Raw genomic sequence first — 23,335 nt, 5'->3', positions numbered from 1 at the left:
CAATTGAAATGGGATTTGATAATAATGCAAAGCATCAAAATTATTATTTCTAGAAAAACGAATATCCAACTATTAAAGCAGTAGTTTGATAAGAAGATCCCCAGTTTGGATTTTCTGCCAAAAGTCCTCTTGTGGTTTGGTATCTTATTTCGGCGCTAAATTTATCCATAAATTTACAACCTAATCCGAAACCAAAATTTGTACCTGATTTAATATCTAATTCATTTAATGATGAACCATCACTTCTGGTAACGCTTACAGATGAGTTAGTACTAAAATCAACTACAAGAGAAGCGTTTGCGAAAATTTTAACGGCGTCATTAACGAAAAAGTAACGTCTGACACCAATAGGTAATTCAATAGATGTGTAATCTACTTTTCCAGTAAGAGTTCCGCCAACAACCTGCGAACTTTGTATCGTTTGTTCTGATTTGTAGTAATTGTAAGTTGGTTCAATTATTACAGACCATCTGTCTTTATTAAAAGGTAAAATAAATTCAGCCTCGATTCCTACGCTAAAACTGGATTTATTGCCATAATCAAAACTAAGACCTTTAAAAAGAGAATTGTCTAAAGACATAGAACTGCTGTTATATCTTGGTCTAATGGTTAAGTTGAATAAATCTTTTTTCTCTTTTACTTCAAAATCAACAACTTCAGAATTATTGCATTTGTTGTATTTTGTAAAGAATCGTACTAATTCATTTTTTGCATAACCTAACTTTTCATATTCATCTTGTTGAATGATATCACATTTTAAATCAAGATAAAGCTGCTCTCTATAATAATTGTTTTTGGCAATATGATCGTCATCTGCCATATAAGATTTGTAGACCAATTGTTTGATTTCAGAACCATCAACGCTATAAAAGAAACGTCTTACAGTTCCGTCATCAAATAAATATAATGAAGCTTTTCCTTCCAGAAGAACTTGTAAAAATATTTTTTCCTGATTAAAAACCGGATTTTTATCCTTAGACATGTTCTGTAAATTTTTAGTAGATCGGTCTATTTTTACAACCGCTCTAATAAACTTATTTTGTCCGGTTAGTCCAAATTCTTTTACGGTTTTCACATCTGCATCAATAATGGGCTGGTTATCAGATAATCTGTATCTAAAGTTGTTTGGAGTATTTTTCCAATCCACGTTTTCGATTAAGCAGTTTGTTTTTTGGTTGTTATCGGTAATAACATATCCGTTTTCAAAAACGATTTGCGAATAAGAATGAATGCTTAAAATTAAAGTTAAGGCAATAAATAAAATTTGTTTTCTCATTGAGATTAATTGGGGTTGATTAGTGTTTATTGGATTATTTGTATTTAAAAGAGAAATGAAAACGAATACTTCTATTTCCGGATTAGAATAAGAAATAGCGTTTGAAATGTAGAATAATTGGCATTATAATATAGATTTTGGTTGTTCGTTTTTTCAGTGGCCAAATGTAATATTTAGAAATTCTTTTGCAGTACGGAAAGCCGTAAAAACCCTTATATATTGCATTTTTAGTCAAAAAAAATGTGCAAAGTCAGAGACATCGCACATTTTTTTGAGATTATATATTTTGAGAAATTTATTTCTCTCCAGAAGCAAAAATTTTGTCCAAACCTTCCATTGCAATTGTGAAACCTTCTTTGAAACCCATTTCGATAATTTTTTCCAAATCCGAAAGGTTTTCATGTTTAATAGCAATGTCGACAATAGTTGAGTTTCCTTGTTCAGAAAAATTCACATTCCAGTCAGAACGCGGAAAATCTTTGTTCAGGTTTCCTTCGCTGTCGCTAAAAGCATCCAAATATTTAAAATTAGTTTTTGGCGTTATAGACGTAAAATCGGCAATAGCCCAATGTTCTTCGCCTTGCGGACCAATCATGGCATAAAGTCTGCGTCCGCCTTCTTTAAAATTCATACTTTTTGTTTTGGCTTTCCACGGCGATGGCGCCCACCACTGATCCAGGATTTCAGGTTCTGTCCACGCAGACCAAACATTAGAAATTGGCGCATTAAATTCGCGTTTTACGTTTACCGTGCTATTTTCCTTGTTCACGGTAAAATTCATCAATAGATTAGATTTCATTTTCTTTAGATTTTAGATTCATTAATACTTGATCCAGCTGGCTAAAACGGTTTTCCCAAATTTCCTTAAACTGTTCCAGCCATTTGTCAACTTCTTTCATTTTGTCAATTCTAAGTTGGTAATAGATTTCCCTGCCAACTTTTTTCTCATCTAATAATTCACATTCGTTGAGAATTTTGATGTGTTTAGAAACGGCTTGTCGTGTGGTATTAAATTGCTCAGCAATAGCATTTGGCGTTAATGCATTTGTTGCAACTAATACTAAAATTGCCCGACGTGTTGGGTCAGCAATTGCCTGAAAAATATCTCGTTTCATTTTTTATTTTATTTAAATACGCAACTAATCAGTTGCAAATATAAGCAACCTTTTGGTTTCAAAAAAAGTTTTTAATGATTTTTTTCAGATTATTTACAGAAAAGCGAAAGATCTTGAATTATATGATAAAAAAAAGACGTACAATTCTGTACGTCCTTATAGCAATTCGGGTTGATTTTATTTTTATCCCCTGTATTTATTTTTAACAATAATATCTTTAAGCTTCGCTTTTAAATCTTCTCCGGTATCAAAAACCATTTGTTCATTATTCGGAAAAGGAACAGCTCGTTTACTAAAATAATTCACATAATTATCCTCACAAGCATTTCGATCTCCTTTATAAGTTGAATAAATATTCTCAAAAATATATTCGCTCGTTACCGGAAACGTCTGTAATAATGCATTTGTTCTAATGTCAACATAATCAACTTTTGCCGTAACCTGACACGATTTAAATTGTCGAAATTCGTAAATATTTGCACGAAGCATTCTGTAATTATCCACTTTTATTTCTTTGCCCAAACTATCTTTTACAGGTCTTCCGCGACTGTCCAAAAGCGTTTTTACACCATCTTTAATCTGTCTTTCCTTTACAAATTCTTTCTCTTTAATTTGCTCAGGCGAAATATTAATTTGAATAAAATTGATAATTAAGCTATAATCATAAACAACATTTTTTTGTCTTGCGCTATGATAAACCGTCCATTTATCGTTTAATCCGTAGGTTTTAAAATCTAACAAATCATCCTGAAGCATTTTCGGAATTACGAGATTAGTTTCGTTTTTGGCATAAACATCAACAAAATCCGTCCCTTTAAACTGTGCATCATCCATCAGTTTTTTAGTGCTTTTATAATTCGGATTGATGCTTTCTAAATACGCAAGATCATCATACGCTTTTCTGAAATCAAGTTTATTATTCGATTTTAAAAGCCCGGAAGCCTTTTCATATAAATATTTTGAAAGTGCATTTTTGCTGCTCACAATCTGATCCGAATACGTTTCAAATGCAAAAGAAGCATTTTTTCCCTGTTTCAATAACGGCAAAGGCAACAAGGGTCTTATTTTTTCCTGACGGTTATTCAATTGCATATACGTATTATAAATACGTTCAGAATTAGCAGGATTCGCCTCTTTTACCAGCAAATCAAGATCGCGTAAATCCCTTTCTTTGGCTTTTGCAAAAGCTTCTTCCAGCAAAATCACATAATCTTGTTTTCCTTTTGAGTCTTTTTTGGTTCTCAAAGCATCGATCGCGCGGTCTATCGCCCCATCATAATTGCCATCACTTATGAGCGACTGAGTAGTTTTTACGCCACATGACGAAAGTGCTAAAAATAATATAGAAATCAGTAAAGTAATTTTTCGCATAGTATCTCTTTTGAAGTGTAAATATATCTTTTTTAACTTTCAACAACTATGCCTTTTTTAAAATTATTATAAGCAGCAGATTCATGCGTTTTCATAAGACGACTTGTCCCGCTTTCGCCTTTATCTCTCCATTTCATTGCGAGGATATCGGGGCTAGATAAGAAGTTTATTATTCATAAGAATGTAGAGGCGCACAGTAGTGCGTCTCTGGTTATTTAATCAAAATCTATTTATTTTGGCCAGTACAAAACATTAAATTTATGACCATCCGGATCCGAAAATCCAAAGAAATAGCCTTTTTCAAAACTTTGCGGTTCAGCAAAAATTCTTCCGCCTGCATTTTTAACTGCTAATAACCATTGATGTACTTCATCTACACTTTCGGCCGAAAGGGAAAAAATAATTTCATTTCCTTGTTTTAAGTCGGCAACCTCATCATTGACAGCCCATTTAAATCTTTCTTTTATAAAAAAATGAATGATAAAGTTATCATCTCCAAAAATAAAACTTGTGAGTTCTGTATTTGTGCCGTTTGGTTTAAACCCCAATTCGCTATAGAATTTAGTTGTTCGCGCAAGATCTTCGACGCCTAAATTGGCCCATATTTTATTCGTTTTCATAAAATTCATTTTTAAAATTAAAACCTAATTCCGATCATGAAATAATCGTATAATAAATTTAAGAATTTTAATTTAAAAATGATGCAAACGGAGACGCACAGGATTGCGTCTAACAGGCGGTATATTTTATTCTTTCCTGATTTTTATCTGATAAACAATTTCCCAAAATATAACCGAAAAAACCGCATTGGCCATTAATGCTGTTTTAATGCCATAAGTATCATATTTTGAAAATAAATGTAAATCTCCAAATCTCAAAGCCAGGAATAACGCTAAAACTGCGATTACAATAGAACAAATTATATTTAATAAAGGTGTCCATTTAAGCATGAAAAAAGAATAAGCAATATTAATGAGCAAAAAACCGCAGCCCAATGTAATAAATTTATGGTCTTGTAATTTTTCGCCTAATGCAAGTAAAAGTGAAGTTGAAAAACTATAAGTAAAAAATAATAGAGAATAGATTAAGATTCGAAGTTGTGGTTTCATTATATGTTTTTTTAATTTGCCGAAATTACGAATTAAAAATGAAGCTTTGATTAGGTTTTTCCGCCATAAAATAATCTATACATTTTACGCTATATATTTTATGTTCGTGTTGTTATTTTATATTCAATTTCGGGTTAACCTGTTTATTTATACTTGAATTCATTTCTTAGATACTATTGGCTTTATAATTTAAATATAATTTAATTCAATTTGCTGTGTTTTAGTTTCTCAATTTGTCGCTTGTGTCTAAGAATATGTACAATAGCATGTTCTGTAATTTGTTCGATGTCGTACGATTGTCCCCAGCCTGTTTTTATTTTTAATGAATTATCGCATTGTTCTAATTCATCGTCTTTAATTTCTTTAAAAACACTTTCGGTATATATAAATACATTCGTTAAGTCGTTCAAATATTCGGCAATGGTAAAACGGAAAACTTTTTCAGGTCGCTTAAGATTATGTCCTGTCAGGTTATGGATACTCGTAGCATAACTATAACAGGAACTGACAACGTGAGACAGAATTGTTTGTATTGATTTACAATCTTCGCTAGTTGTTTTTTCGTCTATGATTTTCGTTAAAGCATTGTCAGGAATATCTTTAATAACATTCTTAAGATCTAAAATTGCTTGTTCATATATGTCAAGCAATGCTCCAACTGCGCCTTGTCTGTTCATTTTTGATATTGTTGTTTACTGCAAAATTGCATCTATTTTGGTTTCTGATTTTTCTTTAATAGCGCTGTCCGGATGGAAACTCCAGATAATTAGAAATTTTCCTTTTGCAAGATATTCTTCCGGATGTTCATCAGTTGGCTGACCGTCTTTTCGCCAAAGTAATCCTTGCAGAAAACGATCGCCTTTGAATCTGTTTTCAAATTCAAAATACATGATAGAGCCGCTATCTGTTTTACTTTTGAAGCTTTGAATTTCTTTACTTTTCACGGTTCCAACAATGTTGCTGTACGTTGCAATATCGTTATAAAAAGTACAAGCCTCAGGAGAAACACAATTGTGACCGTCGCTTAAGTTATAAGATTTGGGAATTTCTTTGGGTTTTAGTTTTAAATCAGCAATCGTCTGACTGAATAAAGTTGTAGTAAGTAGCAGAAATAATATCGACAGGGCAATCGTAATTTTCATGGTTTTTGGGTTTAGTTTACCAAGCTAAAATAGTTTTTTTATTTGAAAAGAATTAAACAAGATTTTTATTAATTATCTGTTTAGCAATTTCAGAAACTTCTTCGTCGATTTCGTCTTTAGTTGGATCTTTTGCAATTCTTTCGATTTCATTCAAAACAATTTTATCTTTAGTGATTTCTCTTTTGGGATTAAGGTTTTGATGTTCATCTTATTTAAATCTGTTATCTAAATAATCTAAAATATAAATGCAAATCGAGAAAACAAGAATCACAAATACGATATTACAAATTCGGTATCTAATTTTATTTCTTCTGGTTTCACTTTTCCATTCTGCAGTAAAAATATTGTTTTGTCTTTGATATAATTTATAGTTAAAATGATTAATTAATAAGCTAATTAGAAGAAAAAATAGAAAGATAAGAGGGAAGCTAATTTGAAAATGAAGAAATAAAGATTTCTTAAAAATTGCCCAAATTGCTAATACAATAAATGCCTCAAGACTTGAAAGGGGCAAAGTTATTTTCAATGAATTTCTCCCTCTTGTATTAAGATAAAAGAATCTGCAGTATAATTTTTTAATATCCAATAATATTAGTTTCTAAATTGACATAATAGACTTTTATTTTTACACAAAACGCTTAAAAAACTGATTACTATCTTTTGAATCAATAACAATTGTCTTTGCCCAAAAATCTCCAAGTCTTTGGTTGTATTTTGTGTTTTTAATTAATAATATTCCTACTAGTCCAAAAAACCAAATATCTAACATATCTAACAAATGTCTTTTAAAAGATTGTCCAAAAGTTAAACTTGTACTATTCTCTCGTATAGAAATTACCTGTAAATCAAACATAAGATTGCCAAGAGTTCCTCCAAATCTTAATTCAAATCCAATCATATAAACGCACCAGATTATTGAAGTTGCTAATGCAGGAAATCCATGTAATTCATATCCTGTTGAATTTTTTTCTCCAAAATAGACAAACATAATATAGAGCATTCCAAACATTAATGTATAATCTATCAGTCCTGCAAATATTCTTTTTCTAAGATTTGGCTTTGTTGCAATTTGTTCCTGTTTCATTTGCTAATTAGATTTATACAAACATATTATAATAATTTATTAAAACTTTAATCTTATATAGTATTTATTTCCTTGTCAAAACGATCTTGCGTCAGTAATAGAGGCGGTATCCTTTTGTGAAGTGAAACGGAGCAAAAGATATAGCCGAAAGCCCGGCCCGCCTTTTTCGGCGGGAGACGCCCAAAATATAAAATATCAATTTTTAAATTCCAAATTCCACTTGTTGAAGTTAGTAAACCCGACAGGTTTCAAAAATCTGTCGGGTTTATTGCGTCAAGCCGATTCAGTTGTAAGACCATGAAAAAAATCCGTTTTAATCAGTGTTTTTGCGAAGCGAATCTGCGTCATCCGCGTTCTATATTGACGATTTGCTTTACGGGGCTTCGACTTCGCTCAGCCTGACAAACGTTAGAAATCTAAAACAAAAAAAAATCCCATTTCAAAATGAAACGGGATTTCTACAATAGATATTCTCTTTTTTTTTATTTTAAACTGTTGCAGCAACTTCTTGTGGCAACGGAATTTGATTTTTAAGCAAATCTTCGAAAGTTTCGTGTTGACGGATTAAGATTCCTTTACCGTCTTTCCATAAAACTTCGGCTGGTTTGTATCTTGAATTGTAGTTTGAAGACATAGAGAAACAATATGCTCCGGCGTTTCTGAAAGCAAGAATATCACCTTCTGTAATTTCCGAAATTCTGCGATTGTTGGCAAATGTATCAGTTTCGCAAATGTAACCTACAACCGAGTAAAAACGCTCTTTTCCTTTAGGGTTTGAGATGTTTTCGATATAATGCTGTGAACCGTAAAACATCGGACGAATTAAGTGGTTGAAACCACTATCAACTCCGGCAAAAACCGTTGAAGTTGTTTGTTTTACAACATTAACTTTTGCTAAGAAGAAACCTGCTTCGCTCACCAAAAATTTTCCTGGTTCGAAAATCAACGTTAAATCTCTGCCATATTCTGTACAGAAAGAATTGAATCTTTTTGATAATTTTTTACCTAATTCTTCAATATCTGTTTCGATATCGTCTTTTTTGTACGGAACTTTAAATCCGCTTCCGAAGTCTAAAAACTCTAAATCTTTGAAGTGTTTTGCCGTATCAAACAAGATTTCAGCAGCATACAAGAATACTTCGATATCCAAAATGTCAGATCCTGTGTGCATGTGAATTCCCACAATACTCATTTTTGTATTCTCTACAATTCGCAAAATATGCGGTATTTGATGTACCGAAATTCCGAATTTACTATCGATATGTCCAACAGAAATATTTGCATTTCCACCCGCCATTACGTGCGGATTGATACGAATACATACCGGAATTTGTGGATATTTTGTCCCGAATTGCTCCAGAATAGATAAGTTATCAATATTGATTTGAACACCCATTGCGGCAACTTCTTCGATTTCTTCCAGAGAAACTCCGTTTGGTGTAAAAAAGATTTTGTCAGGATCATAGCCAGCATGAAGTCCCAATAAAACTTCTTGAATTGATACAGTATCTAAACCAGACCCCATGTTCTTTAATAACTGAAGAATCGCAACGTTAGACAATGCCTTCATGGCGTAATTAACTCTCAAGTTTTCTACCTTAGAGAAAGCTTTAGTTAATCTATTGTACTGAGATTGGATTTTTTCGGCATCATAAACATATAATGGACTTCCAAATTGGTCTGCTAACTGCAGTAAATCTTTTGCTTGCATTTTTAAACTATTTTGAGCAAAGTTATTACACTTTTGAGGAACGACAAATTTTTTGTAGAAAAATAACAAATTGTAACAAATTGTTTAATTTTAAACAAAAAGTTGCTTATTTAGGATTTTTATAAAACTTTTTAAGATGCTGAGTTACTAAGATTCTAAGGTACTAAGTTTTTGTCACAGATTAAAGGATTAGCGCAGATTTTTTAGCCACTAATTGCACTAATTTTCACTAATTTAAATTGTGCGTAACTTTGCTAAATAGAAGTAATTAGTGAAAATTAGTGAAATTAGGGGCAAACAAAAATCATTTTAAATCCGAAATCAGTGGCATAAAAAAAGCCCCTGAATTAATTCAGGGGCTTCTGTTAGTTGTGTGTTATAAGGATTTAAAGACTACTGATAATTTTTGATATTTTAAGTTTTTAAGATGAAGGAAATAAGAAACTTAGATCCTCAGCAACTTAATGTCTTAGTGACTCAAAAACTACAAACTCGGTAAGTCTCCGTTTCCTTTGGTTGGCAAGTTGGTATATCCCATTAAGAATAAATCTACCTCTCTTGCTGCTTCGCGACCTTCTGAAATAGCCCATACAATTAACGATTGTCCTCTTCGCATATCACCAGCGGTGAAAATATGCGGAACATTCGTTTGATAATTTTTTGCTTTATAGTTGCTTCTCATATCAACTTCAAGACCTAATTGCTCGCTCAACGTTTTCTCCGGACCTGTAAATCCTAAAGCCAATAAAGCCAAATCGCAAGGCCAGATTTTCTCAGAACCTTCCTTTTCGATTAATTCAGGTCTTTGGCCAGGAGTCATTTTCCATTGAACCTCAACTGTTTTTAATCCAACTAATTCTCCTTTATCATTAGATAAAAATTCTTTAGTATTGATTAACCAGTTTCTGTCGCAGCCTTCCTCGTGAGAAGACGAAGTTTTTAACTGCAACGGCCAAAAAGGCCAAGGCGTAGACTCACTTCTTCCAACTGGAGGTTTTGGTAAAATCTCAAAATTTGTTACTGATTTTGCACCGTGACGATTTGATGTTCCAACGCAGTCAGATCCAGTGTCTCCACCACCAATTACGATTACATCTTTTCCGGTAGCTTTAACCTGATCCGGAATTGATTCTCCGTATAAAACTTTCGTTTGTTGTGTCAGGAAATCCATTGCCTGAACAACGCCTTTGCTTTCGATTCCTTTAGTTGGTAAACTTCTTCTTTCTGTTGCTCCACCACATAGTACGATAGAATCGAAAGAATTTAATTCTTCAACGCTAAAGTTTACACCAACATTTACATTGGTTTTAAAAGTGATTCCTTCTGCTTCAAGAATTAATACACGTCTGTCGATAATCCCTTTTTCTAATTTGAAATTCGGAATTCCGTAACGTAATAAACCTCCAATTGCATTGTCTCTTTCAAAAACAGTAACCGTGTGACCGGCTCTGTTTAATTGTTGAGCTGCCGCCAAACCTGCAGGACCTGAACCAATAACGGCAACCGTTTTTCCTGTTCTTGTTTTTGGCGGTTGTGGTTTAATCCAGCCTTCATCAAAACCTCTTTCGATGATGTTTTTCTCGATATTTTCGATTGCAACAGGTTCTTTTATGATCCCTAATACACATGATTTCTCACATGGAGCAGGGCATAAGCGGCCTGTAAATTCCGGGAAGTTATTTGTAGATTGTAAAATCTCCAAAGCACCCTGCCATTCTTCCTGATGTACCATGTCGTTAAAGTCAGGAATTAAATTTCCTAACGGACAAGCGCTGTGGCAAAAAGGAATACCACAATCCATACATCTTGATCCTTGTTCTTTTTTCTTTTCTTCAGATAACGGAATAGTAAATTCGTTGTAGTTCGAAACACGTTCTGCAACTGCAAGATTACTTTCGTCGGCTCTGTTATATTCTTTAAATCCGCCTATTTTACCCATGACATTTTAATTAAAATAAAGTGATAAATTCCAAATTTTTAAATTCCAAATTCCAATTTTTTCACAAAGTGAATTAAAATCTAAAATCTAAAATCTGAATTCTAAAATCATTTATCCAGCTATTAATTCTTCTATTTTTTTCTCTTCTGCAATTCGTTGTAATGCTTTTTTGTAATCAGTTGGCATTACTTTTACGAAATGTTTCTGTTCATTTTCCCAGTCTGCTAAAATTCTTTTTGCTAATGGACTGTTAGTATACAAAGAGTGATTTTTGATTAGTTTTCTTAATTTAGTCACATCTTCTTCTTCGATAGGATCAAAAGCAACCATTTCCATGTTGCATAATGTAGCATCGAATTGTTGTTTCGGATCATAAACATAAGCCACACCACCACTCATACCAGCCGCGAAGTTTCTTCCTGTTTTTCCTAAAACAACTACAGTACCACCGGTCATGTATTCGCATCCGTGATCTCCAATTCCTTCAACAACAGCTGTTGCCCCGGAATTTCTCACACAAAAACGCTCACCGGCCATTCCATTAATATAAGCCTCTCCGGTAATAGCTCCGTAAAGGGCAACGTTGCCAATAATGATGTTTTCTTCAGGTTTGAAGGTTGCAGTAGGAGGGACTTTGATAATCAATTTTCCTCCGGAAAGACCTTTTCCTAAATAATCATTACAGTTTCCGTGAATTTTAAACGACAATCCGTTTGTTGCAAAAGCACCAAAACTTTGTCCGGCAGAACCTTCAAAATCAACTAAAATAGTGTCTTCAGGTAAACCTTGTGCGCCATATATTTTTGAGATTTCATTACTCAAAATAGCACCTACAGAACGGTCTGTATTTTTAATTTTAAAGGTAACTCTTGTTTTTTCTTTTCTATAAATAGACGGAATCGCTTCTTTAATGATATCAAAATCCAATACATTTTCAAGTTGGTGATCTTGCGTAGTTGTATTGTGATTTGGAACCGTTTTTGCTTTTTCCGGTTTGTATAAAATAGATGATAAATCTAAACCATTGGCTTTGTAATGTTTGATCGCTTTGTTCACATTTAATTTTTGTGACTGACCTACCATTTCTTTTAAAGTTCTGAAACCTAATTGTGCCATGATTTCTCTCAATTCTTCAGCAATAAAATACATGAAGTTGATTACATGCTCCGGAGTTCCTTTGAAGTTTTTTCTCAATTCAGGATCCTGAGTGGCAATACCAACTGGACAAGTATTTAAGTGACAAGCTCTCATCATAATACAACCTGAAGCTACAAGCGGTGCAGTTGCAAAACCAAATTCTTCAGCTCCTAATAATGCAGCGATGGCTACGTCACGACCCGTTTTTAATTGTCCGTCACATTCCAGAACCACACGGCTTCTTAAATCATTTAAGATCAAAGTTTGCTGTGCTTCGGCTAAACCAAGTTCCCACGGAATTCCGGTGTGTTGTAAGGATGTTAACGGTGCAGCACCAGTTCCTCCATCATAACCAGAAATAAGGATAACGTCAGCTTTTGCTTTGGCAACACCGGCTGCAATTGTTCCAACACCCACTTCAGAAACTAATTTTACGTTAACACGCGCTTCACGATTTGCATTTTTCAAATCATAAATCAATTGCGATAAATCCTCAATAGAATAAATATCATGGTGCGGCGGAGGCGAAATCAAACCTACATAAGGCGTAGAATTTCTGGTTTCGGCAATCCAAGGCACTACTTTTTCTCCAGGAAGCTGACCACCTTCACCAGGTTTAGCCCCTTGAGCCATTTTAATCTGAATTTCTTTAGCATTTGTCAAATAGTTGATCGAAACACCAAAACGTCCCGAAGCAACTTGTTTGATTGCACTATTTCTTGAATCTCCGTTAATTTCTTTCTGGAAACGTTTTGGATCTTCTCCACCTTCTCCAGAGTTACTTTTTCCGCCAATTCTGTTCATGGCAATTGCTAAATTCTCGTGCGCTTCTCTACTGATAGATCCGTATGACATTGCACCGGTTTTGAATTTCTTTACAATTTCGGTCCATGGTTCTACTTCATCAATAGAAATTGGATCTAAATTGTTGAATTCAAACATTCCTCTAATCGTCATTAAGTTAGAGCTTTGCTCATTCACCATATTAGAGTATTCTTTATAACTTTCTGGACTGTTTAAACGAACGGCCTGTTGTAATTTAGCAATAGTAGTTGGGTTAAACATGTGTTTTTCTCCACCACGTCTCCATCTGTAAATACCTCCAATTTCAAGAGAAAGCAAGTTTGCAATTTTTGAGTTTGGAAATGCTTTTTGGAAACGTTTTTTAACCTCTTTTTCAACTTCCATCAAACCAATTCCTTCGATTCTTGAAGGTGTGTAAGGGAAATATTTAGAAGTAAATGTTTTGTTTAAACCTAAAATCTCGAAAATCTGGGCAGCTCTGTATGAATGTAAAGTAGAGATACCAATTTTGTTCATGATTTTAACGATTCCTTTTGCGATCGCTTTGTTGTAATTTACCACTGCATAATCCGCTTTTACACCAGTAATAAATCCTTGCGCAACCTGATCGTAAATGATTTCGTTTACCATGTATGGATTAATCGCACTTGCGCCATATCCAAACAATAAAGCAAAATGATGCGGTTCGCGAGGCTCTGCAGATTCGATTATGATTCCGAATTTAGAACGAACTTGCAAGATGTTCAAAGAGTGGTGAATGTAAGAACAAGCCAATAACATTGGAATTGGAGCTAATTCTTCACTTACGCCTCTGTCTGAAAGGATAATAATATTACATCCTTCAGAAACCGCTTTGTAAGTTGCCTGAACACATTTTTCAAGTGCACGCTCTAAACCGTTAACTCCTTTTTCTATTTTATATAAAGTAGAAATGGTAGCCGATTTGAAATCTGCGTGATCAATGTTTCTTATTTTATCCAAATCCTCATTAGAAATAACCGGATTCTGGATTTTTAATTTTTTACATTGTTTCGATTCAATTTCAAAAATATTGAAATCTCCACCAATTGCTAAACTGATATCAGTAATGATTTCTTCACGAATACCATCCAAAGGCGGATTGGTAACCTGAGCAAATAATTGTTTAAAATAGTTGTACAACAATTGAGGCTGGTCTGATAAAACAGCCAATGGCGTGTCGTTACCCATAGAACTGATTGCTTCAGCTCCCTGACCTCCCATTGGGTTAATGATGGTTTTTAAATCTTCAATAGTATAACCAAATAATTTTTGTCTTGTCAGGAAATCAAGTTTCTCAACCGGAGTTGGATTATTGGTATATGGTATTTTAGCCAAAGGCAATAAGTTAGCATCGATCCATTCTTTGTAAGGACGTTTGGTAACAATTGCTTTTTTAACTTCTTCATCTTCAATAATACGACCTTCGTTCATATCAACCAAAAACATTTTTCCTGGCTCTAAACGTCCGTGCTGAATTACATCTTCAGGATCGATATCCAATACACCAATTTCTGATGACATGATTACGAATCCGCTTTTAGTTAAAGTATAACGAGAAGGACGCAAACCGTTACGATCTAGCAAGGCACCAATTACGTTTCCATCTGTAAACGGAATAGAAGCCGGACCATCCCAAGGTTCCATGATACAAGCATTAAACTCGTAGAAAGCTTTTTTCTCAGGAGACATAGTCTGGTGTTTTTCCCAAGCTTCAGGAACAACCATCATCATCGCTTCAGGCAATGAACGACCGGTCATTAATAAAAGTTCAACCACCATATCCATAGAAGCAGAATCTGATTTTCCTTCTAAGATAATTGGGAATAATTTTTTGATATCATCGCCAAAAACTTTGCTTTGCATAAGCTCTTCACGAGCACGCATACGGCTAACGTTTCCACGAAGTGTGTTTATCTCACCATTATGACACATGTATCTAAACGGTTGAGCTAACTCCCATGAAGGAAAAGTATTGGTAGAGAAACGTTGGTGCACTAACGCCAAACGAGTCACTAAATCTGGATCTTTTAAGTCAACATAATAACGGCTGATGTCTTCCGGCATCAATAGACCTTTATATATTATGGTAGTTGTCGATAAACTAGAGAAATAAAACATATGGCTTTCAGAGGTTTTTGATCCTCTTACGGCATGTTCAGCAATTTTTCTAGCTGCAAAAAGTTTTGCATTAAATTCTTGTTCAGTTAAATCCTGACCGTTTTTGCTAACAAAAACCTGTTTAACTGTTGGTTCTTTTTCTGCGGCAATCTGTCCTAAATTTTCAACTTCAACAGGTACATCTCTCCAACCAAGAATCTTTAAATTTTGATCCTTAATAGTTGATTCGAAAGCGTTGATACAAAAAGAAACCTGGTTTTTGCTTTTTGGTAAAAAAACCATTCCTACTGCATACTCACGTGTTTCAGGGATTTCAAAATCACATACTTTTTTAAAAAAATCATGTGGGATATCGAATAAAATTCCAGCCCCGTCTCCAGTTCGTCCATCAGAACTAACGGCACCACGATGTTCCAATTTTATTAAGATATCCAATGCTTTGTGAATAATATCGTTTGATTTAATACCATTCAAATTACAAATAAATCCTGCACCACAATTGTCGTGTTCAAATTCAGGCAAATAAAGCCCTTGTTCTTTAACTTTCATTCTTGATATTTTTTCTACAAAAATAAAGATTTCGTTAAATATAATGTAGTGAAATTATAATTTGGCTTACATTTTTGTTGTAATATTAGAAAAACGCTTCTTAAATGATAATAATTTTATAGAAAGCATTGCGAAATGACAAAATGATAATCTGTTTTAAAATATATTAAGAAAAATCGCTGGAAGGCTAATGAATACAGTGATATTTTTGTTAAATATCAAACGTTTTAGCTGCTTTCAGTTAATATTAACAAATCGTTTGCTTAACTATTTCTTTGCATTAAAAAAGAATAAACGCTTTAGAGATATCTCACTCGTTTTTTAATTGAAAAAGATTTTACTATTAAGTTGAATTTTGCTACTTTTGTCGCACTTTTATTCTGAACTAAATTCAGAACCAGACAAATTCTATATTATGAACATACACGAATATCAAGGAAAAGAAATTTTAGCGAGTTACGGAGTACGCATTCAACGCGGAATTGTGGCTAATAATGCGGTTGAAGCTGTGGCTGCTGCAAAACAATTAACTGCCGAAACTGGTACAGGATGGCATGTGATAAAAGCACAAATTCACGCAGGTGGACGTGGAAAAGGTGGTGGAGTTAAGTTGGCTAAAAACTTGCAACAAGTTGAAGAAATTGCAGAACAAATCATCGGAATGCAATTGATTACTCCTCAAACTTCTGCAGAAGGTAAAAAAGTAAACAAAATTTTAGTTGCTGAAGATGTTTACTATCCTGGTGAAAGCGAAACTTCTGAATTTTATGTTTCTGTTTTATTGAATAGAGGTACAGGACGTAACATGATCATGTATTCTACTGAAGGTGGAATGGATATCGAAGAAGTTGCTGAGCATACGCCACACTTAATCTTTACTGAAGAAGTTGATCCTAATGTTGGATTACAAGGTTTTCAGGCAAGAAGAATCGCCTTTAACTTAGGTCTTTCCGGAAATGCTTTTAAAGAAATGGTTAAATTCATCGATGCACTTTACAATGCTTACATTGGTTCTGATGCTTCTATGTTTGAAATCAACCCCGTTTTAAAAACATCTGATAACAAAATTATGGCTGTTGATGCTAAAGTAAATATCGATGATAATGCTTTATACAGACAACCAAAATATGCTGAAATGAGAGATATCCGTGAGGAGAATCCAATTGAAGTTGAAGCTAAAGAAGTAGGTTTGAACTATGTAGATCTTGACGGTACTGTAGGATGTATGGTAAACGGAGCAGGTCTTGCAATGGCAACTATGGATTTAATTAAATACGCTGGTTTTGAGCCTGCTAACTTCTTAGACGTTGGTGGAACTGCTGATGCAAAACGTGTTGAAACTGCTTTCCGTATTATCTTAAAAGATCCAAACGTAAAAGCAATTTTAATCAATATTTTTGGTGGAATCGTTCGTTGTGACCGTGTGGCGCAAGGAGTTGTTGACGCTTACAAAAATATGGGTGATGCTATCAATGTGCCAATTATCGTTCGTTTGCAAGGAACAAATGCTGAAATTGCAAAAGAATTAATTGACAATTCAGGTATGCCAATTTTATCAGCTACTCAATTTCAAGAAGCTGCTGACCAAGTTAAAGCTGCATTATCTTAATCAAATAAGATTTAAGTTATATATAAAAATCCCTTCGATATTCGGAGGGATTTTTTTTTGGTCTATTTAATCGCAAAGTGTGCAAGGTTTTTAATTGTAATGTTCAATATAAACGCGAAGTTCGCAAACCTATCTGCATAAAGATTTGAGAATTTTTGTGAACATAGCCCTCGGTTTCAACCGCGGGGACGTCCAGATTATTGTACGATATACATTGCATTCCCGCGGTTGGAACCGCGGGCTATATTTGAAAATTCGAATCTTTTTTAAAACACAAAGTTCACAAAGCTTTATGCAGATAGCTTTGTGAACTTTGTGTTTTTGAACATAATAGCAAGATAAAATCTTTGTGTTCTTTTGGGTAAATTATTTTTTATTCTTACCGTTTTTATAAACAACCTTTTCTACAACCTGAACTTTAGGGGCAGTTTTCGTATTGTTTTTCTTGAAAGGTTTTTTAGCTGCCGGTCCTCCTGATTTAGAAGGAGCTTTATCGCCTCTTCCTTTTTCAGCATCTTTCACGCTTGCTTTAAATTCAGGTCTTTCTTTAGTGCTGTCTTTCTTCGGAATTTCTGCTTTATGTTTGGCTAAAACATCATTTGGATTTTTAGGGTTTTCTTTCGTACCTCTTAAATGAATTACCAATCCGTTTAAGAAATTACGCAAAACCTGATCACCACATTCCATGTAATTTTCATGATCTTCGGCTCTAAAAAAAGCGCCCAATTCAGATTTTGTAATTCTAAAATCGACTAATTCTAAAATTTCAACTATTTGGTCGTCACGGAGCATCAAAGCCACGCGCAGTTTTTTTAGGATATCGTTGTTCGTCATCGTTTAATTTTTTACAAAGGTACGTTTTAAAACTAATTTGAATACAATTTATTGAACTGACGGAAGTTTTTTTGCCACGAATTTCACGAATTTTCACTAATTGCGTTGCGTTTAAAATTTAATTCGTGAAAATTTGTGTAATTTGTGGCTAACTTTTTTATTATGATTTAAAATTATAACCGTTTATAAGACTTATTAATTTATCTAAATCTTCTTTAATATGATTAGCGGTAATTACAATTCGGTTTAAATTTTCTGCTTGTTCCTGATATTTAAAACTGGCAATAATGATTTTATTAGCTTTTAAAACTTCAATCATAATTGCATCTTTTAAATAAATTAAAGGATATGTTTTGTCAAATTTTATAGCATCATTTTTAACTAATATAGTATCAATATATTCTAAATTCTCAAGCAATTTTTGATGTTGAATTTTATAAATTTCTTCAGCATCAGCCAAAGTTTGAACAAAACCAGGATTCATTCCCGCAGCAGAAATAAAAGTACTTAAATGATGCATTTGATTGATAAAAGAAGCATCACTTGCAATAACTCCTCCCGTTAAACCAAAAGCCTTTCCCAAAGAAGAAACCGTTATTTTTCTTTTAATAGGAAGATTAATTTCAGAATATATTCCGCAGCCATTTTGACCTAAAATTCCAAGAGAATGTGATTCATCAACAACTAAAGTAACTTCTTTATGAGCTGGAATTTTTCTTAAAACAGATAAATCAATTGCTTCGGTTTGAAAACCAGGAACAGCATCAGTCAGAACTGTAATTTTCTCTGATTTTGAATCCAGTAATCTGGGATTTAATTTATCATTTATAAATACAGGTAAACTATTGTCTACCTGAATCGCAGGATGAATATCCGGAAAATGAAAAAAGCAATCAGTACTTTTTTTTAATTCATCAATTACCAATTTTCCTGCTAACATTCCAGATGAAACCGTAACAGCGGCTTCAGCTTTTATATGTCTGGCTAAAAAGTTTTCGCCATTTTCAAAAGCGGTAAGTTTAATATTTGCACTTCTGGAACTTCCGTAAGTAGTTCCCCATTTCCGAATGTTTTTGATAACCAATTCCTGAAAAGCATTATTTGTTGGCAATCCTAAATAGGCCGTTCCGCCAAAATACAAATAGTGTTCCTGGTCGATCACAATAATTCTATCCGGAAATTGATTGACGTTCATGGTTTTTATTTTAAAGTAACTCCGGTTCCGTTAAGTTCAGAATAATGAATAACGCCGTCTTTTATGGTTACGCCAGTCGCAATATCTTCTGCCAAAAGCAACGCACCATCCATATCGACATAATCGAGTTGAGGTAATAAATGCGCAATTGCCGAAATTCCAACAGTAGATTCTGTCATGCACCCAACCATCGTTTTTAAACCTAATTTTTTAGCTTCTTCAAGCATGCGTTTTCCGGCAGTTAATCCGCCGCATTTAACCAGTTTTACATTTACGCCATGAAAATGATTATTACATTTTGCAACATCTTCTTCAATTATACAGCTTTCGTCGGCAATTATTGGTAAAACCGAATGTTTGAAAACTTCTTTGTGCGCTTCCCAATTATCTGCTTTCATGGGTTGTTCCAGAAATTCTACGCCTAATTTTTTTAATTCAATTGCATTATTTATCGTTTCATCAACGCCCCAGCCGCAATTGGCATCAATTCTAAAAATAGCATTTGTATGTTTTCGAAGTTCTTTTACAATGGCGATATCTTCTTTTGTTCCGAGTTTAATTTTATAAATTGGCCACGGAAGTTCCTGCATTTTCGAAACCATTTTATCTATTGATGCAATCCCGATTGTATAATCTGTAAGCGGATTTCTTTCGATAGTATAATTCCATAATTCGTATAATTTCTTGCCTTTTTTGCGTGCATACAAATCATTATAAGCCAAATCTAAAGCGCACAAAGCAAACATATCGTCTTTTAAATGAGGATGTATTTTTGCCCAGAATTCTTCAGGAGTTTCATTTTCTGTACTTTCAATAATACTTCTGATTTCTTCTAAATCCTGCATCATCACCGGAACTGTAGTTTTGTAATACGGATTTGAAGTTGCTTCTCCGAAACCTGAAAAACCATCACTTTTAAGCTCGACAATCAGCGAAGGCTGAAAATCAATCGATTCTCTCGAAATGGTAAAAGTATGTTTAAGTTTTAGATTGTATTCTCTTAAAATTAGTTCCATAATTAATTCGATTTAATATTTAATAACCAAGCCAGAGAATTGCTTTTACAAAACCATCTCGCCAGAGTTTTTCGTTATGTTCGCCGTCTTTTACAATTTTGGTTTTATTAAGATGCAGGCAATAACAACGTTTTGTGTCTAATAAACGTTCCATTTTGTTAACATCTTTTACCATATCATCGCTTTCTTTATCTCCGCAGAGAAAGTAAATTTTTGTTTTTATTTTCGGAGTTTTCTCTGTTAAAGTATAAATATCATTAGAAAACCAGAATGAAGGCGAAAAAGCGCCAACTTTCCCGAATACGTCCGGATATTTTAAAGCGGCATAATAGGAAAGTAAACCGCCAAGCGAACTTCCCAAAATAATGGTATTCTTGGTTTTAGGTTTGGTGCTGTAGTTTTTATCGATGTATGGTTTTAATGTTTTTACAATAAAATCTACATAATTATCCGCATTTCCGCCGCCATATTTTTCATTTTTATATGGCGTTAATTCGTCTATGCGTTTATCGTTTCCGTGTTCGATTCCCACGACAATTACCTGCGCTTTTAGACTATCCAGTTTTTCATCTACATTCCATTCGCCAACATAAGAAGTTTTTGCATCGAATAAATTTTGGGCATCCTGCATGTAAATTACGCTGTATTTTTTTTTGGCTGTAGCCGAATAACCTTCCGGTAAATAGATCCAGATTTTTTTGGTAGTCTTTAATTGCGGGGCTTCAATTGTAAAAGTCGCCACGTTTTTTGATGCCGTACTTTGCTGTTGTGCATTTCCAGCAAAAGCAAGCGAAAGGAAAAAAGAAAATAAGAATACTCGAATCATGAGTTCTTTTGCGTTTTAGATTTAAAAACAATAATTTAGCTAAAAATAATAAATTGATGAATACCGGAGACAGAAAAGAGAAGTTTACTTTTAGAAATGATTGCTTTTTCTACCGTTGACGGGCAATTGCACAAAAGAGAATATGATTTTTTATGGTTAGTAGCGCAGGAATTAAGTATTGGTTATGATGTTTTTAAGGATTTATTTCATCAGGAACAGATAACAGAAATTATAAAATCTGAGTTTCAAAGAATTAAACAATTTTACAGATTGGCTTTGATTATGCATTGCGATGGTATTTTGCACGAAAAAGAATCAATCGCAATTCAGCAAATTGCAATCGAAATGGGTTTAAGTCCGGGTTCTGTAAAACGTGTTTTAGATTTGATGAAAAAAGCGCCAAACGCTATGATTGAACCTAAAGTTTTATTAAAAGTATTTCAGGAACAGCACAATTAAGGCAATTGTTCCTGTAATTTTTTGATGTCATCACGCAATTTAGCCGCTTGTAAAAAGTCAAGTTCTTTCGCAGCTTTTTCCATTGATTTACGTTTTTCCCGAATCATTTTTTCTAATTCTGCTTTAGACATGTAAGCCGTTTCCGGTTCTGCGGCAATAGATAAAGTATGACCTAATTCGTATTCTACCAAAGGATTTTTAGTAAAAGCGCTATCGATTTTTTTGTTTAAAGCCTGAGGTGTAACTCCGTTTTCAACGTTAAAATTGATCTGTTTGGTTCTGCGATAATCCGTTTCGTCGATCGTTTTCTGCATACTTCCTGTAATTTTATCGGCATACAAAATTGCTTTTCCATTTAAATTTCTAGCCGCACGACCAATAGTTTGGGTTAAAGATTTGTGGTTACGTAAAAAACCTTCTTTATCAGCATCTAAAATAGCAACAAGCGAAACTTCCGGCAAATCCAGACCTTCACGAAGCAAATTAACCCCAATTAGAACATCAAAAATACCTTTTCGCAAATCCTGCATAATTTCAATACGCTCTAAAGTATCAACTTCTGAGTGAATGTAACGACAGCGAATGTTTACTTTTGTTAAATATTTTGCTAATTCCTCAGCCATTCTTTTAGTCAAAGTCGTGACTAAAACCCTTTCGTCTAATTCGCAGCGAATCTGAATTTCTTCAATTAAATCATCAATCTGGTTTAAACTTGGTCTAACCTCAATAACCGGATCTAATAACCCTGTTGGACGAATAATTTGTTCCACATAAATACCGTCAGATTTTTGCAATTCATAATCTGCCGGAGTTGCAGATACATAAATAACCTGATTTTGCAAGGCCTCAAATTCCTCAAACTTCAAAGGACGATTGTCCATTGCGGCCGGTAAACGGAAACCATATTCGACCAAATTTTCTTTACGGCTGCGATCGCCGCCATACATCGCATGAACTTGCGAAACAGTTACGTGACTTTCGTCAACGACCATTAAAAAATCATCTGGAAAATAATCTAATAAGCAAAACGGTCTTGTTCCGGCTTGTCGTCCGTCAAGGTAACGGGAATAATTTTCGATTCCGGAGCAATATCCTAATTCGCGAATCATTTCTAAGTCAAAATTAGTTCGTTCTTCTAAACGTTTTGCTTCGAGATGTTTTCCTATTTCTTTAAAATAATCAACTTGTTTCACCAAATCCTGCTGAATTTCCCAAATAGCGCCTTGCAAAACTTCCGGAGAAGTCACAAACATATTCGCGGGATAAATCGTCAGTCTTTTAAATTTTTCAATGACTTGAGAAGTCTTGGCGTCAAACGATTCTATTTCTTCGATTTCATCTCCAAAAAAGTGAATTCTAAAGGCATCATCGGCATAACTTGGGTATACTTCAACCGTATCTCCTTTAATTCTAAATGTTCCCGGATTAAAATCTGCCTCCGTTCTGGCATATAAACTTTGTACTAAACTATGCAGTAATTTGGTTCTCGAAATAACCTGATCTCTGAAGATTTCTATTACATTTTTCTTGAATTCGACCGGATTTCCAATACCATACAGACATGAAACAGAAGCCACAACAAGAATGTCTCTTCGTCCTGAAAGTAACGAAGAAGTGGTGCTCAAACGCATTTTTTCAAGCTCTTCGTTGATAGATAAATCTTTTTCGATAAAAACGCCTGTAACGGGCATAAAAGCTTCCGGCTGGTAATAATCGTAGTAAGAAACGAAATATTCAACGGCATTATCAGGAAAAAACTGTTTGAATTCGGAGTATAATTGCGCCGCCAAAGTTTTGTTATGCGCCAAAACTAACGTAGGTCTTTGTACTTCCTGAATTACATTGGCAACGGTGAATGTTTTACCGGAACCTGTAACTCCCAATAAAGTTTGATATTTATCGCCATCGACAATACCTTGTGCCAATTTTTGTATGGCTTGTGGCTGATCGCCTTTAGGACTATATTCTGAGGTAACTTTGAACTTCATTTTTGGCGTATGAAAAATTTGGTTTTGTAAAG

The 23,335-nt window shown here is 34.0% G+C and carries 19 protein-coding genes; 2 read left to right on the top strand and 17 right to left on the bottom strand.

The annotated features are described in order from the left end of the window. Window positions 1–49: 49 nt before the first annotated feature. The 12 genes from ACZ0AH_RS16835 to gltB form a co-directional block, all read right to left on the bottom strand. Window positions 50–1,276: a porin family protein gene (locus tag ACZ0AH_RS16835; RefSeq protein WP_463476954.1), complete on the bottom strand. Its 1,227-nt coding sequence runs from the start codon at window positions 1,274–1,276 to the stop codon at window positions 50–52. Window positions 1,277–1,571: 295 nt separating this feature from the next. Continuing rightward, entirely contained in the window at window positions 1,572–2,075 is a 504-nt protein-coding gene (locus ACZ0AH_RS16830) for an SRPBCC family protein (protein WP_463476953.1), read from the bottom strand. Further along, window positions 2,065–2,391, bottom strand: a complete 327-nt coding sequence (locus ACZ0AH_RS16825; RefSeq protein WP_463476952.1) for an ArsR/SmtB family transcription factor — start codon at window positions 2,389–2,391, stop codon at window positions 2,065–2,067. Before ACZ0AH_RS16825 ends, ACZ0AH_RS16830 begins: the two co-directional genes overlap by 11 nt. A gap of 183 nt (window positions 2,392–2,574) precedes the next feature. Continuing rightward, window positions 2,575–3,762: a hypothetical protein gene (locus ACZ0AH_RS16820; RefSeq protein ID WP_463476951.1), complete on the bottom strand. Its 1,188-nt coding sequence runs from the start codon at window positions 3,760–3,762 to the stop codon at window positions 2,575–2,577. Window positions 3,763–3,992: 230 nt separating this feature from the next. Next, window positions 3,993–4,382 (bottom strand): VOC family protein, encoded by a 390-nt coding sequence (locus tag ACZ0AH_RS16815; RefSeq protein WP_463476950.1) that lies wholly within the window; start codon window positions 4,380–4,382, stop codon window positions 3,993–3,995. 126 nt (window positions 4,383–4,508) lie between these two features. Then, window positions 4,509–4,871, bottom strand: a complete 363-nt coding sequence (locus ACZ0AH_RS16810) for a hypothetical protein (RefSeq protein ID WP_463476949.1) — start codon at window positions 4,869–4,871, stop codon at window positions 4,509–4,511. A 200-nt stretch (window positions 4,872–5,071) separates the two neighbouring features. Continuing rightward, the gene (locus ACZ0AH_RS16805; protein WP_463476948.1) at window positions 5,072–5,548 is read right to left on the bottom strand and encodes a DinB family protein; all 477 of its coding nucleotides are present in this window, start codon (window positions 5,546–5,548) and stop codon (window positions 5,072–5,074) included. 15 nt (window positions 5,549–5,563) lie between these two features. Continuing rightward, window positions 5,564–6,013, bottom strand: a complete 450-nt coding sequence (locus tag ACZ0AH_RS16800) for a hypothetical protein (RefSeq protein ID WP_463476947.1) — start codon at window positions 6,011–6,013, stop codon at window positions 5,564–5,566. Window positions 6,014–6,638: 625 nt separating this feature from the next. Continuing rightward, window positions 6,639–7,097 (bottom strand): RDD family protein, encoded by a 459-nt coding sequence (locus ACZ0AH_RS16795; protein ID WP_463476946.1) that lies wholly within the window; start codon window positions 7,095–7,097, stop codon window positions 6,639–6,641. A 487-nt stretch (window positions 7,098–7,584) separates the two neighbouring features. Beyond that, complete coding sequence (lysA, locus tag ACZ0AH_RS16790; RefSeq protein ID WP_463476945.1) at window positions 7,585–8,808, bottom strand: diaminopimelate decarboxylase; 1,224 nt, start codon at window positions 8,806–8,808, stop codon at window positions 7,585–7,587. A 484-nt stretch (window positions 8,809–9,292) separates the two neighbouring features. Further along, entirely contained in the window at window positions 9,293–10,747 is a 1,455-nt protein-coding gene (locus tag ACZ0AH_RS16785; protein WP_463476944.1) for a glutamate synthase subunit beta, read from the bottom strand. Between the two features lie 111 nt (window positions 10,748–10,858). Beyond that, window positions 10,859–15,376: a glutamate synthase large subunit gene (gene gltB / locus ACZ0AH_RS16780; RefSeq protein ID WP_463476943.1), complete on the bottom strand. Its 4,518-nt coding sequence runs from the start codon at window positions 15,374–15,376 to the stop codon at window positions 10,859–10,861. A 415-nt stretch (window positions 15,377–15,791) separates the two neighbouring features. On the opposite strand from gltB, the gene sucC reads away from it, so the two are divergent. Next, window positions 15,792–16,985: an ADP-forming succinate--CoA ligase subunit beta gene (gene sucC / locus ACZ0AH_RS16775; RefSeq protein WP_463476942.1), complete on the top strand. Its 1,194-nt coding sequence runs from the start codon at window positions 15,792–15,794 to the stop codon at window positions 16,983–16,985. A gap of 366 nt (window positions 16,986–17,351) precedes the next feature. Here sucC and ACZ0AH_RS16770 read toward each other — a convergent pair whose 3' ends face one another. From ACZ0AH_RS16770 to ACZ0AH_RS16755, 4 genes are all read right to left on the bottom strand, one after another. Beyond that, on the bottom strand, window positions 17,352–17,819 hold the full coding sequence (locus ACZ0AH_RS16770) for a DUF1456 family protein (RefSeq protein ID WP_463476941.1): 468 nt from the start codon (window positions 17,817–17,819) through the stop codon (window positions 17,352–17,354). A gap of 160 nt (window positions 17,820–17,979) precedes the next feature. Then, the gene (locus ACZ0AH_RS16765; RefSeq protein ID WP_463476940.1) at window positions 17,980–19,014 is read right to left on the bottom strand and encodes an aminotransferase class I/II-fold pyridoxal phosphate-dependent enzyme; all 1,035 of its coding nucleotides are present in this window, start codon (window positions 19,012–19,014) and stop codon (window positions 17,980–17,982) included. A gap of 5 nt (window positions 19,015–19,019) precedes the next feature. Further along, complete coding sequence (locus ACZ0AH_RS16760) at window positions 19,020–20,030, bottom strand: dipeptide epimerase (protein ID WP_463476939.1); 1,011 nt, start codon at window positions 20,028–20,030, stop codon at window positions 19,020–19,022. Between the two features lie 19 nt (window positions 20,031–20,049). Beyond that, window positions 20,050–20,856 (bottom strand): alpha/beta hydrolase, encoded by an 807-nt coding sequence (locus ACZ0AH_RS16755; protein ID WP_463476938.1) that lies wholly within the window; start codon window positions 20,854–20,856, stop codon window positions 20,050–20,052. A 96-nt stretch (window positions 20,857–20,952) separates the two neighbouring features. On the opposite strand from ACZ0AH_RS16755, the gene ACZ0AH_RS16750 reads away from it, so the two are divergent. After that, entirely contained in the window at window positions 20,953–21,315 is a 363-nt protein-coding gene (locus ACZ0AH_RS16750; protein WP_463476937.1) for an excinuclease ABC subunit B, read from the top strand. Here the strand turns inward: ACZ0AH_RS16750 and uvrB are convergent. Beyond that, complete coding sequence (gene uvrB, locus ACZ0AH_RS16745) at window positions 21,312–23,303, bottom strand: excinuclease ABC subunit UvrB (RefSeq protein WP_463476936.1); 1,992 nt, start codon at window positions 23,301–23,303, stop codon at window positions 21,312–21,314. The genes ACZ0AH_RS16750 and uvrB overlap by 4 nt on opposite strands. Window positions 23,304–23,335: the final 32 nt, after the last annotated feature.

It is taken from the genome of Flavobacterium sp. AC105, assembly GCF_979258495.1.
This window is presented reverse-complemented; position numbering and strand designations above follow the sequence as displayed.